At 53.8% G+C, this 12,908-nt stretch carries 12 protein-coding genes and 1 pseudogene; 8 read left to right on the top strand and 5 right to left on the bottom strand.

The window, feature by feature from the left end; all coding sequences use genetic code 11:
* Positions 1-2: 2 nt before the first annotated feature.
* On the bottom strand, positions 3-467 hold the full coding sequence (locus tag OGV57_RS12570; protein ID WP_003019178.1) for a MarR family winged helix-turn-helix transcriptional regulator: 465 nt from the start codon (positions 465-467) through the stop codon (positions 3-5).
* Between the two features lie 145 nt (positions 468-612).
* Positions 613-777: a DUF1127 domain-containing protein gene (locus tag OGV57_RS12565; protein WP_003019180.1), complete on the bottom strand. Its 165-nt coding sequence runs from the start codon at positions 775-777 to the stop codon at positions 613-615.
* 177 nt (positions 778-954) lie between these two features.
* Here OGV57_RS12565 and OGV57_RS12560 point away from each other — a divergent pair, with 177 nt between their 5' ends.
* Positions 955-2,367 carry an aminotransferase-like domain-containing protein gene (locus OGV57_RS12560; protein ID WP_054528024.1) on the top strand — a complete coding sequence of 471 codons (1,413 nt, stop codon included), beginning with the start codon at positions 955-957 and terminating at the stop codon, positions 2,365-2,367.
* Positions 2,368-2,418: 51 nt separating this feature from the next.
* Here OGV57_RS12560 and OGV57_RS12555 read toward each other — a convergent pair.
* Positions 2,419-2,808, bottom strand: a pseudogene (locus tag OGV57_RS12555) (Rpn/YhgA-type helix-turn-helix domain-containing protein); the annotation flags it as partial.
* Between the two features lie 185 nt (positions 2,809-2,993).
* Between OGV57_RS12555 and OGV57_RS12550 the strand changes: the two are divergent.
* The 3 genes from OGV57_RS12550 (at position 2,994) to mdtM (ending at position 6,075) form a co-directional block, all read left to right on the top strand.
* Positions 2,994-3,809, top strand: a complete 816-nt coding sequence (locus OGV57_RS12550; protein ID WP_054528023.1) for an AraC family transcriptional regulator — start codon at positions 2,994-2,996, stop codon at positions 3,807-3,809.
* A 48-nt stretch (positions 3,810-3,857) separates the two neighbouring features.
* Entirely contained in the window at positions 3,858-4,508 is a 651-nt protein-coding gene (locus tag OGV57_RS12545; protein ID WP_054528022.1) for a LysE family translocator, read from the top strand.
* Between the two features lie 325 nt (positions 4,509-4,833).
* Positions 4,834-6,075 (top strand): multidrug efflux MFS transporter MdtM, encoded by a 1,242-nt coding sequence (mdtM, locus tag OGV57_RS12540; RefSeq protein ID WP_044713030.1) that lies wholly within the window; start codon positions 4,834-4,836, stop codon positions 6,073-6,075.
* Between the two features lie 80 nt (positions 6,076-6,155).
* On the opposite strand, the gene metC is transcribed toward mdtM, so the two are convergent.
* Both metC and OGV57_RS12530 read right to left on the bottom strand, forming a co-directional pair.
* Positions 6,156-7,346: a cystathionine beta-lyase gene (metC, locus tag OGV57_RS12535; protein WP_003019195.1), complete on the bottom strand. Its 1,191-nt coding sequence runs from the start codon at positions 7,344-7,346 to the stop codon at positions 6,156-6,158.
* A 30-nt stretch (positions 7,347-7,376) separates the two neighbouring features.
* Entirely contained in the window at positions 7,377-8,609 is a 1,233-nt protein-coding gene (locus OGV57_RS12530) for a dicarboxylate/amino acid:cation symporter (RefSeq protein WP_003019196.1), read from the bottom strand.
* A 219-nt stretch (positions 8,610-8,828) separates the two neighbouring features.
* On the opposite strand from OGV57_RS12530, the gene OGV57_RS12525 reads away from it, so the two are divergent.
* The 4 genes from OGV57_RS12525 to OGV57_RS12510 all read left to right on the top strand — a co-directional run bounded on the left by OGV57_RS12525 (position 8,829) and on the right by OGV57_RS12510 (position 12,874).
* A complete protein-coding gene (locus OGV57_RS12525; RefSeq protein ID WP_054528021.1) occupies positions 8,829-9,755 on the top strand; it encodes a LysR family transcriptional regulator in 927 nt (308 codons plus the stop codon).
* Between the two features lie 75 nt (positions 9,756-9,830).
* Positions 9,831-11,111 carry a DUF445 domain-containing protein gene (locus tag OGV57_RS12520; protein ID WP_054528020.1) on the top strand — a complete coding sequence of 427 codons (1,281 nt, stop codon included), beginning with the start codon at positions 9,831-9,833 and terminating at the stop codon, positions 11,109-11,111.
* 13 nt (positions 11,112-11,124) lie between these two features.
* Positions 11,125-11,589, top strand: coding sequence for a GNAT family N-acetyltransferase (locus OGV57_RS12515; RefSeq protein ID WP_054528019.1), 465 nt, complete (start codon positions 11,125-11,127; stop codon positions 11,587-11,589).
* Positions 11,590-11,686: 97 nt separating this feature from the next.
* A complete protein-coding gene (locus tag OGV57_RS12510) occupies positions 11,687-12,874 on the top strand; it encodes an MFS transporter (RefSeq protein WP_044699090.1) in 1,188 nt (395 codons plus the stop codon).
* The last annotated feature ends 34 nt before the right edge of the window (positions 12,875-12,908 follow it).

Raw genomic sequence — 12,908 nt, 5'->3', positions numbered from 1 at the left:
TTTTAGTGTTGATTGTCTTCTTCGCGGATTGTCCGCAAATTGCAGGCGAGTTGATTTAAGGTCGAGCTGAAGGCGGCAAGCTCCGCTTCGGGGATGGTACACGTGACACGATGTTGGTAGTTCTCAATCACCCGGTTTAGTTCTTCCAGCCTTGCGCGGCCTTGCTCGGTCAGCGTGAGCAGGCGAATGCGTTTGTCATAAGGCGATGTGGAACGCAGCAGATAGCCGTGTTTTTCCAGCTGTGAGAGGGTGCGCATCAGCGGCGGCAGTTCAATACCCTGCACCTCCGCCAGTTCACTGACCGAGACGTTGTCTCCCAGTTGATACAGCTGCATCAGTACCGTCCAGCTTGACTGCGTCAGGCCAGTGTCGGTAATGGCTGCATCAATAATGGCCCGCCACTGGCGCACCACCATTGCCATGCGCATCCCCATCGGGCGGCGGGCAAACAGTTCATCTTCAGTCATGTATCCTTCCCCTCATCGCTGAGAAGAAAATAATACTTATCAGGGTAAGTATCAAGAAACACTGCATTCAGAAGCATGAATTGATAAATCTCATGAATACAAAAGAGGCCGGGCGATAACCCCAGCCTCTGTCGATGAAAGAAAATCACTCCACCTGATCGCGTCGCAGCCCGACGTCCCGCAGCCGCTCGTCGCTCATCTGTTGCAACAGGCGCCGCGTTTGCGCTCGCAGCCGCCACGCCTTGTATGCCCGCCAGATCAGTACAAACCCAATAAACGGCTGTTTTGCTTTATTCTCGTGAAATTCCATACCTTGCCTCCCCGCCTTGCCAGAGGCTTTATCTTCACGGATTTGGCCCAAAACAATACAGACTCACAAAGTACTTTTATTTAACATACAGATTGGTTAAAAAGAGTTCTGCATCGCTTTTTTCACGCCAATCTGTACCGGTTTGTTAATCTGTATGGTACCCATGAGGGATACAGCATGACGCGTTACCAACATCTGGCCAATCTGCTGGCCGAACGCATTGAGCAAGGTCTGTATCGCCATGGCGAAAAACTGCCTTCGGTACGCAGCCTGAGCCAGGAGCACGGGGTCAGCATCAGCACCGTCCAGCAGGCATATCAGACGCTGGAACAACTACGGCTGATCACGCCGCAGCCGCGTTCCGGTTATTTTGTCGCACCACAAAAAGCACAGCCGCCGGTGCCGCTGATGTCGCGCCCGGTCCAACGTCCAGTCGAGATAACCCAGTGGGATCAGGTGCTGGACATGCTTGCAGGTCATGCAGACAAATCGATAATCCCTTTTAGCAGTGGCGTGCCCGATATCAATCAACCCAGCCTGAAGCCGCTCTGGCGCGAGCTAAGTCGCGTGGCGCAGCATAATCTCAAGGCGGTTCTGGGCTACGATGAATTACCAGGCTGTCGCGAATTGCGTCAACAGATTGCCCGGCTCATGCTGGACGGAGGTTCGGTCATCAATGCGGATGATATTGTGATCACCAGCGGGAGTCAGAGCGGGATGTCACTGGCGCTGCTGGCAGTCTGCCAGCCAGGGGATATCGTCGCCGTAGAATCGCCCGCCTATTACGGCACGATGCAGATGCTACGCGGATTAGGGATCAAAGTTATAGAGATCCCAACCGATCCGGATACAGGGATCAGCATTGAAGCGCTGGAACTGGCGCTGGATCAGTGGCCGATTAAAGGGGTGATTCTGGTTCCTAACTGCAATAATCCCCTCGGATTTATTATGCCGGATGCGCGTAAACGGGCGGTGCTCGCCCTCGCCCAGCAGCACGATATTGTTATTTTTGAAGATGATGTGTACGGAGAGCTTGCCACGGAATATCCCCGTCCGCGCACAATACACTCCTGGGACAGCGATGGTCGGGTGCTACTGTGCAGTTCATTTACCAAATCCGTGGCGCCGGGGTTGCGCGTCGGTTGGGTTATTCCCGGTCGTTATCACGATAAATTTCTGCATATGAAATATGCCGTCATCGGCACTAACGTTCCTGCTACGCAGCTGGCGGCCGCCGCTTTCGTGCGCGAGGGGCATTATCATCGGCATGTTCGCCGTATGCGTCAGATCTACCAGCGCAATATGGAGATCTACACCTGTTGGGTACGGGAATACTTCCCCTGCGGGATCTGCGTCACCCGACCAAAAGGCGGCTTTATGCTGTGGGTTGAGCTGCCGCACCAGGTCGATATGGTCTGTGTCGCTAAGCAGCTCTGTCGCCTCAAAATCCAGGTTGCGCCGGGTTCGCTGTTCTCCGCATCAGGAAAGTATCGCAACTGCGTACGCATCAACTGCGCGTTGCCGCCAAACGAGAAGCATCGGGAAGTGATGCAGAAGCTCGGCGAGGCGGTAAAGTTGGCGATAGAGTAAATCAGACCGCCCGGTGCTACCGGGCTGGCGATAGCACGGATTAAGCCATTTTTAATGGCTTACGCCCTGAATATCTTCAACGGAAAGTCGGGTAATTTTTTGCACCGTGCTGAGATCAGTACCGTCGGCCAGCATGGTGCGGGCAATACGCAACGCTTCAGTACGTTGCCCCTCAATAAGACCTTCCTGCTTGCCTTTTTGCGCGCCTTCCTGCTGACCCTCAAGCCACCCTTTTTGAAATCCAGCCTCATGCAATCTGTCTGCGATCGTCATCAAATGCTCCTTGTGCTGCGGTGAACGTTCGGCAACCCCGCGAATAAACTCACTGAATCGAGGTGCATCGCCGGTGCGTAAAATATAATTAAACAGCGTCTTTATCTGGCTGTCATTAGTCACTCCAGTAAGTAGCAGGGAAACAATTTGCTCAACAAGCCCCATAAGGAAGCCACACCCTCACCTGCAACTTTCTCTGTTTGCGAGACGATTTCCGGGATAAAAACGTCCCTATGTAACGTCTGCATTTGTCTGGAACCCGTCACGCAGAATCACGACCTCAATGCACATTCCCACTTTTTCACCACTCGGCCTGTGCTATAACGAATCATTACTTTCAGGGAGGACGCGATGTGACGCACACCCGGGATATTCCACAATCGTTCTGGCGTGATGAACAGCTCCCGTGGCTGGAACTGCGCAGCACCTGGCAAAGCCAGCAGGCCTATAAGCGGCATCACCACTCTCAGCTCTCAATCGGGGCGATTCTGGAGGGCGAAACATGTTGCCAGTGCGATGGCAAGGAATACCGTCTAAAAGTGGGCGATCTCATCGTGATCCCGCCACTGGCACCCCACAGCTGCAACCCCGTTAACGGGCAGTTTCGCAGCTATCACATGCTTTATCTTGATGCCCGATGGTGCCTTGCCCATCTGCCTGCACTGAACAACAATCAGCGGCTTTGCACGCACGATCCCGTTATCCGCAATCGGCAATTGTTCCAGCACTATGTAAACCTCGTGGCACTTATGCAGCAACGGCAAACGACGCGGGTAACGGATGCCGCACAAGCATTGCTGCGTTCGCTGCCGTTGCAGTCGGTCACACAAGACAACCTAAGCGCCACCAGCCAGTATCTGCGCGAACGGTTGCAGTCCAACCTGCAGGCTCCGCCCTCACTTGATGAGCTGGCAAATGAGTGTCACATGCGTAAAGAGACGCTGATCCGCGCTTTTAAGCAGGACACCGGGCTGACGCCAGGAAGTTATCTGAACATCATACGGATTGACTATGCCCGCCAGCGGCTGCGGGCCGGGGACGAAATTGCCGATGTCGGCTATCAGAGCGGGTTTGCCGACCAGAGCCATTTCCATCGCACCTTTGTTCGCTACACCGCCGCCACACCGCGCCAGTACGCGTTGGGGCGATCAATATCAGACAATAATTAGCGCTGCGTCAGGCGTACGGTGATCTCAGATTCATTGTCTGAGGTCGCTATGTCGCTGCTTTCTGTACTTTTTCCGTCTGCTTTTCCCGCGCTGGCGCTGGCACATTTTGTCGCACTACTCAGCCCCGGTCCGGACTTCTTTTTACTGGTCGGTTATGCCGTACGATACCGGATGCGCGACAGCACCGGGCTGTGCGTGGGTATCGCCGTCGGCAATGGGCTATATATCCTGCTGGCAATTATCGGTTGGGGGATCCTGCGCCAGCTTCCCCTGCTGTTTACCATTATTGAGCTGCTGGGCGCGCTCTATTTATTGTGGATAGGCAGCCTGCTGATACGCAGTCGCCCGCAAACTCTGACCGGAGCAGATGCCCGGTCTACCTGTCCAGGATTTGGTAAACAGCTGCTGCTGGGATTGGGTTCGTCACTGCTTAACCCAAAAAATGCACTGTTCTATCTGGCACTAATGACTGCCCTGCTCGGCCCGTCGGTGACGCTGCTACAACAAACCATGAGCGGGATCTGGATGACCAGCGTGGTGCTGTGCTGGGATCTGCTGATCGTGATGTTCATCGGTTTACCGCAGATCCAGAGGCGGTTAACCAGAGGGATCCTGTGGGTAGAGCGTATCGCTGGCGGTGTATTGATTATCTTCGGCTGTGCTATCGCGCTGCGGTTTTTGCAGAGCATCGTAGTCTGATTTGCGGTGCGATTTTCTACACATAAACAGGATAAACTCGTTTAATTAATATCCAATCCGCATTACACTGCGGATGGTTATTACCCGTTCAACTTACTCTTCCTGAGGTGCGATGTGCTGATTGTTACCTGTAATCGTTACGTTTTCTGACCCCGCGTTAGTGAGCGTTTCTCCTGTTTGCGCTTCACGCAGGCAGCGTTTTTGATTACATGAAATTCAGTACATTTGCAGTCTGCTTTTATTCTGTCATCGGCCTGACGTCTCAAAGACGGTATTGAATTTCGCTATTCCCGTTGAGGGTTTTCTCCCGACAAGGAGCTGTTTTATGCAACGGATTCTCGCGTTTTTCTCCCAACGCGCTACGACGCTATTTTTTCCTATTGCGTTGATTTTGTATGATTTCGCCGCCTATCTGTCGACGGACTTGATTCAGCCCGGCATCATTAATGTCGTACGCGATTTCAACGCCGACGTCAGCCTGGCGCCCGCTGCGGTGAGCCTCTATCTGGCAGGCGGCATGGCGCTGCAATGGCTGTTGGGGCCACTTTCCGACCGGATTGGCCGTCGACCGGTGCTGATTGCGGGGGCGTTAATCTTTACCCTCGCCTGCGCTGCCACGCTGTTTACTACTTCAATGACGCAATTTCTGATCGCCCGATTTGTGCAGGGCACCAGCATTTGCTTTATCGCGACCGTTGGCTATGTCACGGTACAGGAGGCGTTTGGGCAAACGAAGGCCATTAAGTTAATGGCGATAATCACTTCCATTGTGTTGGTTGCACCGGTTATCGGCCCGCTCTCCGGAGCGGCGCTAATGCACTTTGTACACTGGAAGATCCTGTTTGCCATCATTGCCGTCATGGGGCTTATCGCCCTGATTGGGTTAATGCTAGCCATGCCGGAAACCGTCCAGCGCGGCGCGGTGCCGTTCAGTGCACGCGGCGTACTGCGCGATTTTCGCGACGTTTTCCGCAACCGGGTATTCCTGTTTGGCGCAGCCACGCTATCGCTAAGCTATATCCCGATGATGAGCTGGGTGGCGGTCTCACCGGTGATACTGATTGATGCGGGCGGCATGACCACATCACAGTTTGCCTGGGCGCAGGCGCCGGTGTTTGGCGCAGTGATCGTCGCCAATATGGTGGTAGTTCGTTTCGTGAAAGATCCGACCCGACCACGCTTTATCTGGCGGGCCGCACCTATACAACTGAGCGGGCTGACGGTGCTGATTGTCGGCAATTTACTGTGGCCGCACGTCTGGCTGTGGTCGGTGCTGGGAACCAGCCTGTATGCGTTTGGTATTGGGATGATCTTCCCGACGCTGTTCCGCTTTACACTTTTTTCCAACAACTTACCTAAAGGAACGGTCTCGGCATCGCTGAATATGGTGATCCTGACGGTGATGGCGGTTTCTGTCGAAATTGGACGCTGGCTATGGTTTAACGGTGGCAGGATTTCGTTTCATCTGCTGGCGGTTGCGGCGGGGCTCGCTGTCGTGTTCACGCTGGCAGGCTTACTCAAACGGGTGCGTCAGCATGAGGCAACGACGTTAGTCACTGAAAACTAACCTGCCCGTTTATTCGGCCTACGACAACTATGTAGGCCGGATAAGGCGCTTGCGCCGCATCCGGCTACGCTCACATCACCTTACGCAATGCGTGCAAATCCCGCTTCGAGATCGGCAATCAGGTCGCCAATATCCTCCAGGCCAATATGCACCCTGACCAGCGTGCCGCTGAAATCCACCTCTCCAGCCGGGCGGATGCTGTTCAGCTCTTCCGGCTGGTTCGCCAGAATGAGCGACTCAAATCCACCCCACGAATAGGCCATATGGAACAGCGAGAAATTATCGAGGAAATTCGCCATCTGTTCGTCGGTCAGTCTCTTTTTCAGCACAAATGAGAACAGGCCTGAGCTTCCGGTAAAATCACGCTGAAAATACTCATGGCCCGGACATTCCGGTAACGCCGGATGGTTCACCCGCGCCACTTCCGGTCTTGCCGACAGCCAGCGAGCAATATGGATACTGCTCTCCTGATGCTGCTTAAGGCGTACCGCCAGGGTACGCAATCCGCGGCTGCCGTTGTAGGCGGTATCGGCATCCAGCGTTTGCCCCATCAGATAGGAGTTCTCGCGCAGACGATCCCAACAACGAGCGTTAGACACCGCCGTGCCCAGCATGCCGTCCGAATGACCGATGGTGTACTTCGTTCCCGCCTGAATGGAAATATCCACGCCATAATCCAGCGCTTTGAACAGCACGCCCGCCGCCCAGGTGTTGTCGATCATAATGACAATCTCCGGATTCACCGCGCGGATAGCCTTCACCATCCCCGGCACATCCTGGACTTCCATGGTGATAGAACTTGGTGACTCAAGGAATACAACCTTCGTTTCCGGACGCAGAAGATCGACGATACCTGCACCAATCAGCGGATCGTAATACGTTGTTTCCACATTGAATTTACTCAGGATCTTATTGCAAAAATCCTGGGTTGGCTCGTAGGCCGCGCCGGTCATCAGGATATGATCGCCACCCTGAACAAACGCCAGAATCGCGTTGGTCACCGCCGCAGCACCACATGGGTACAGCGCGCAGCCAACGCCGCCTTCCAGTTCGCTCATTGCCTTCTGGAAGGCAAAGTGGGTATAGGTTCCGCGACGACCGTAAAACAGCTCACCGTTTGCGCGATTGGCGGTGGCAAATTTCTTGTCCTTCACGGTATCAAATACCAGTGAAGAGGCACGTTGGATAACCGGATTCACCGCTCCCTGGGTGTAGCGTTTGTCACGACCAGCAACAACCAGTTGCGTCTCAAGCTTCATTGCGTCTTTCATAACATCTCCTGTTCTTAATCCGTGTGAAACCTATACCACCGCAGCAGTAGAGTTTATTTCAGTGTTGGTCTGCTTTTTTCCAGCGAACCGTTCAACAATCTGCGCCGCATTCAAATCATGGATAACGTTAATCAGTGTGGCCGGCGCATCGGTAATGGTGCCCAGCACCACCAGCATCGGGATTGCTTCCATCGGCAGGCCCAGCGTGGTGACGATAAAGATTTCACCGAGGAACGCCCCGCCCGGCACGCCACCAACGATAATGGCGGAGAGCACCGCAATCAGCATCGTCAGGAAGAAGGTTTCGGTGGTGAATTCCATGCCCAGCACGGAATAGATAAAGACGATTTTCAGCGCGGCAATCATCGCCACACCGCCTTTGTTCAGGTTAACCAGCAGCGGAATGGAAACATCAACGATTTCCGGGTTAATCCCCATCGCCTTACCGGCACGCAGCGTCACCGGGAGCGTCCCCAGCGAAGAGCAGGTCCCCAGCGCAGTTGCAGACGGTTCAATCGCGTTACGCCAGAAGGCTTTGACCGCCGGAATACCGCCGCCAATATACGAATAGAGAATCGAGCCAAAAACAAAATAGACCAGCGTGGCAACCATAAACAGGCCAATGGCGCGGGCAAAGGTTAACAGTAGTGCAGAGTCCTGACTGGCCATGGTGGCGGCGAAGTAGCAGCCCAGACCAATCGGCGCGACCTTCATAATGATCGAAACGATCTTCATGATCACGGTATTGGCGTCTTCCAGCAGCGACGCAATACGTTTACCGGCCTGATCCGACTGGCCAATCGCCACACCGGCGATGATCGCCATTACGATCAGTGCCAGAATATTGGACTTAGAGAACAGCCCAATAAAGTCGCTGGTGGTGATCATGCTGACAAAATCCATCTTGCCGCTGCCCGCCTGCACCGACTGCGAGAGATCGATAGTGACGCCCTGCGCCGGGTTATACCAGAGCGCCAGCGCGACGATCCCGGCCGCCGGAATAAAGGCCATCGCGATCGAAACAATAAAGATAATCGCCATAATACGCCCCAGCCTTTTCAGGTCGGTCATACTGGCGATCGAAGACATGACGCTGATCCCCACCAGCGGCACAATAATCATAAATAACAGGTTTAAGAATATCTGACCTATTGGCTGGAGTTTACTTGCAAACGATGGGGCATAAATACCTAATAAGCCGCCAATCACCAGAGCAACTAATAAAATAATCGACGATCTGTAGGGTTCGAGTCGTGACCACATAATCGGTACCTTTAGAATAATAATTAATGAGATTAAATTCACAATGTGATGAGTTTCCGTTTCGCCTCCTTTTAATTTGTGACGTAACTCACCTAAGTTGTTATTTTTTCATTTTGCCAGCAAGTTGTTTCCTGTGATTCAATAGTTGCATGTTTAAAAGGCGAATGTAACGGCCTATTCGTACCGTTTTTGCAAATCACTTGTGAATTAAAGGAAACTATGAGTACGCCGATTTCACTCAAGCATCTGGAGTTTTTTACAAAAATCGTCGACTGCGGAGGATTGTCAGAAGCCGCGGCGCAGCTCAACGTCTCGCCGTCTGCGGTCAGCAAAAGCCTGGCAGCGATGGAAGATACGTTAGGCACGACATTAATTAAACGCACCACCCGCAGTATTACCCTGACCGACGCCGGGCAATATCTCTTCAACCGCGCTAATAAGCTGTTGAAAGAGTTCGATGAAACGCTGAATACCACCTCCGGTTATTACCACAGCCCGCAGGGTGAATTACGCATAACCTGCTCAATTGCGTTTGGTTATTCCCGGCTGGTGAACCTGGTGGATAAATACCGCTCCCAGTTCCCGGATGTGAATCTGTATATCGATCTCAACGATAACTTCGTCAATCTGAACGAAACGGATTTCGACATTGCCCTGCGAATTTCCACCGCGCCGCCGCAAAACTATGCGATGCGCAAGCTGGTGCCCGTTCGCTGGGCGTACTGTGCCTCACCCGGCTACTTCGCCAAAAAAGGCATGCCCCAGCGTCGCAGCGATCTGGTAGATCATGATTGCCTGGTTTACCCGGGCCTCACGCCGGTACTGAAGGTGGCAGATGAACAGGATCGACTGCATCAGTTGAAACTACATATGCCGATCCAGGCCAACAGCAGTCTGGTGCTGTTGAAGTCGGTGTTAGAAGATCAGGGGGTGGCATATTTGCCCACTTATTTGATTGGCGATCATATTCAAAAAGAGGAGATCACGCCGCTGATGCTCGACGGCACCATCACCTGTGAAACTCATGCCCTGTATGCGCTGTACTTTCCCAGCAAGTACAGCAATCCGAAGGTGCGATCGTTTATCGATTTTCTGGTCGCAGAACTTGGTCCCTTACCGGCGTGGGATAACTGGATCCCGGAGTAAACCCAGCCCACCTGAAAATGGGAGGCGCACCACATTTTTTGCGCGATCCCCCCGTCTGGCTCTATCCTTAAGCCTATGAATAAAATTGCTGAACTCAAACGTGCCAAGCGACTGGCGCTCTCTCTGCTGCTGATCGCTGTCGCGACCTTCGTCATCACGCTATTTCTGCCACCTAACTTCTGGGTACTCGGGATCAAAGCGATTGCCGAAGCGGCGATGGTCGGCGCGCTGGCGGACTGGTTTGCCGTGGTGGCGCTTTTTCGCCGGGTACCGATCCCGTTTATCTCGCAACACACGGCTATTATCCCGCGCAATAAGGATCGGATCGGCGAAAATCTTGGTCAGTTTGTACAAGAGAAATTCCTCGATACCCAGTCGCTGATAGCCCTGATCCGCCGCCATGAACCGGCGTTGTTGATCGGCAACTGGTTCAGCCAGCCGGAAAACGCCCAGCGCATCGGCCAGCATCTGTTGCAGATCATGAGCGGTTTTCTCGAACTGACCGACGACTCGCGCATTCAGCGGCTGATCAAGCGGGCGGTGCACAAGGCCATCGACAAGGTCGATCTCTCCGGAACCAGCGCGCTGATGCTGGAAAGCATGACCAAAAACAATCGCCATCAGGTGCTGCTCGATACGCTGATCGCCCAACTGATCGCCCTGCTCCAGCGCGACAGCTCGCGAGCGTTTATCGCCAGACAAGTAGTGCACTGGCTGGAAACCGAACATCCGCTGAAAGCGAAGATCCTGCCAACCGAATGGCTGGGCGAGCACAGCGCCGAGCTGGTGTCTGATGCCGTTAACTCCTTGCTGGATGACATCAGCCACGATCGCGCGCATCAGATCCGCCATGCCTTCGATCGCGCTACATTTAAGCTCATCGATAAGCTCAAACACGATCCGGAAATGGCCGCGCGGGCCGAAAGCATGAAAAGCTATCTGAAGGAAGATGAAGCCTTCAACCGTTATCTTGGCGAGCTGTGGGCAGACCTGCGTCAGTGGGTGAAAACTGACATTAACGCAGATGATTCCCGCGTGAAGCAGCGCATCGCCAGCGCCGGCCAGTGGTTCGGCGAAACGCTGGTAGCCGACAGCGCCCTGCGTGCCTCACTAAATGGGCATCTGGAGCAGGCCGCGCATAAGGTAGCGCCAGAGTTCGCCACCTTCCTGACGCGCCATATTAGCGACACGGTGAAAAGTTGGGATGCACGCGATATGTCGCAGCAAATTGAGTTAAACATCGGTAAAGATTTGCAGTTTATTCGCGTCAACGGCACGTTGGTTGGCGGTTCAATCGGGCTGGTGTTATATCTGTTGTCGCAAATTCCGTCCCTGCTGACGCTGGCGAATTTTTAAGGAGAAAGATTCAATGACGATGAACATCCGCATTTTTTCCCTGCGCGAGACGCCAGAAAAGCTGCACGAGATCACCGCTTACTTTCAGCAGCAATGGGCCTCAGAAGACTCCATGGCGGTATACGAGGATGCATTGCGCCGTTGTATTGGCGCAAAGAACCCACTACCACAGTGGTACTGGCTGCAGGATGGTGACAGCATTGTTGGCTGCGCTGGATTGATCACCAATGATTTTATTAGTCGCGGCGAATTGTGGCCGTGGCTATGCGCGCTCTATATCGATCCTCGCTATCGTGGTCACGGTCTGGCGTTTCGCCTGATCGAACATATTGCACAGCAGGCCAGACAGCTGGGTTTTACGCAGCTCCATCTGTGTACTGACCTGGAAGGTTTATACGAGAAAGCAGGGTTTTACTTTAACGGGCCGGGCTATCATCCGTGGGGGAAAGTCTCGCGGGTCTACAGCCGAAACCTTTGATGGCATTCAGCGTTACGCGGTTTTATTTTTACTTTTCATTATCATTTACGCATTTAATATAACAATCATCAACTAACAGCGCGAAATGAGAGTCCGTATGTCCCAGGGAAGCCCAGATTCAAATCGCCACGCCATCAGTGTCGCGCTCTTTGGCATGCTGGTCTTAACGCTGGGCATGGGGATTGGGCGCTTTCTGTATACGCCAATGCTGCCGGTGCTGCTGTCAGAAGGTCAATTTACCTTTGACCAACTCTCGTGGATTGCCAGCGCCAACTACGCCGGGTATCTGGCGGGAAGTCTGCTCTTCTCCTTTGGGCTCTTTCATCTTCCCTCACGCTTACGTCCAATGTTGCTAACGTCCGCGCTCGCTACCGCAGGGCTGATTCTGGCGATGGCCAGCTTTACGCAGCCCGCACTGGTGATGCTGATCCGCTTTCTGGCGGGCGTCGCCAGTGCCGGTATGATGATCTTTGGCTCGATGATCGTTCTGTATCATACCCGGCATCCCTTCGTGATCGCGGCGTTGTTCTCCGGCGTTGGCGCAGGCATTTTGCTGGGCAATGAATATGTCATTAGCGGTCTGCATTTTGCGCTGTCCTCGCACACGCTCTGGCTGGGCGCGGCGGCAGCCTCGGCTCTGTTCTTTGTGCTACTGGTTATACTCCTGCCATCTCGCGACCACGTGCTCCCCGCCGCGGCCCCGGTAAAAACAGAGCATCAGCCTATGTCCTGGTGGCTGCTGGCGCTGCTGTACGGGCTGGCCGGATTTGGCTACATCATTGTCGCCACCTACCTGCCGCTAATGGCGAAAAGCGCCGGTTCGCCGCTGTTGACTGCCCATCTCTGGTCGCTGGTCGGCATATCGATAATTCCGGGGTGTTTCGCCTGGCTGTGGGCCGCCCGACGCTGGGGAGTATTGCAATGCCTGACGGCGAATTTGCTGATTCAAAGCGCCTGCGTGCTCATGACGCTCGCCAGCGGCTCTTTGCCGCTGCTGGTGATAAGCAGCATGGGTTTTGGCGCAACGTTTATGGGAACCACTTCACTGGTGATGCCGCTTGCCCGACAACTTAGCGTACCGCGCAATATTAATCTGCTGGGCCTGGTCACTCTGACTTACGGCATTGGGCAAATACTTGGTCCGCTATTAACCAGCCTGCTGGGAAGCGGCGCACTGGCGATCGTTAACGCCACGGTGTGCGGCGCCGTCGCGTTGTTTATTGCGGCACTTATCAGCCTCACGCAATTATACAAACAGCGTTTCGCCTCGCCAAAAAGGGTATAACCGGCAACCTTCTAAAGAAGGTATATTCGGATTA

The sequence above is a fragment of the Citrobacter sp. Cf087 genome, from assembly GCF_030334285.1.
Lineage (GTDB): Bacteria > Pseudomonadota > Gammaproteobacteria > Enterobacterales > Enterobacteriaceae > Citrobacter > Citrobacter freundii.
Note: the sequence above shows the minus strand (reverse complement) of the source record. Positions and strands in the feature narration are given on the sequence as shown.

Bases quoted from the DNA above. Each gene is read 5' to 3' on its own strand.
- OGV57_RS12570 (WP_003019178.1), bottom strand. From the start codon at position 467: ATGACTGAAGATGAACTGTTTGCCCGCCGCCCGATGGGGATGCGCATG.
- OGV57_RS12565 (WP_003019180.1), bottom strand. From the start codon at position 777: ATGGAATTTCACGAGAATAAAGCAAAACAGCCGTTTATTGGGTTTGTA.
- OGV57_RS12560 (WP_054528024.1), top strand. From the start codon at position 955: ATGACGCGTTACCAACATCTGGCCAATCTGCTGGCCGAACGCATTGAG.
- OGV57_RS12545 (WP_054528022.1), top strand. From the start codon at position 3,858: ATGTCGCTGCTTTCTGTACTTTTTCCGTCTGCTTTTCCCGCGCTGGCG.
- mdtM (WP_044713030.1), top strand. From the start codon at position 4,834: ATGCAACGGATTCTCGCGTTTTTCTCCCAACGCGCTACGACGCTATTT.
- metC (WP_003019195.1), bottom strand. From the start codon at position 7,346: ATGAAAGACGCAATGAAGCTTGAGACGCAACTGGTTGTTGCTGGTCGT.
- OGV57_RS12530 (WP_003019196.1), bottom strand. From the start codon at position 8,609: ATGTGGTCACGACTCGAACCCTACAGATCGTCGATTATTTTATTAGTT.
- OGV57_RS12525 (WP_054528021.1), top strand. From the start codon at position 8,829: ATGAGTACGCCGATTTCACTCAAGCATCTGGAGTTTTTTACAAAAATC.
- OGV57_RS12520 (WP_054528020.1), top strand. From the start codon at position 9,831: ATGAATAAAATTGCTGAACTCAAACGTGCCAAGCGACTGGCGCTCTCT.
- OGV57_RS12515 (WP_054528019.1), top strand. From the start codon at position 11,125: ATGACGATGAACATCCGCATTTTTTCCCTGCGCGAGACGCCAGAAAAG.
- OGV57_RS12510 (WP_044699090.1), top strand. From the start codon at position 11,687: ATGTCCCAGGGAAGCCCAGATTCAAATCGCCACGCCATCAGTGTCGCG.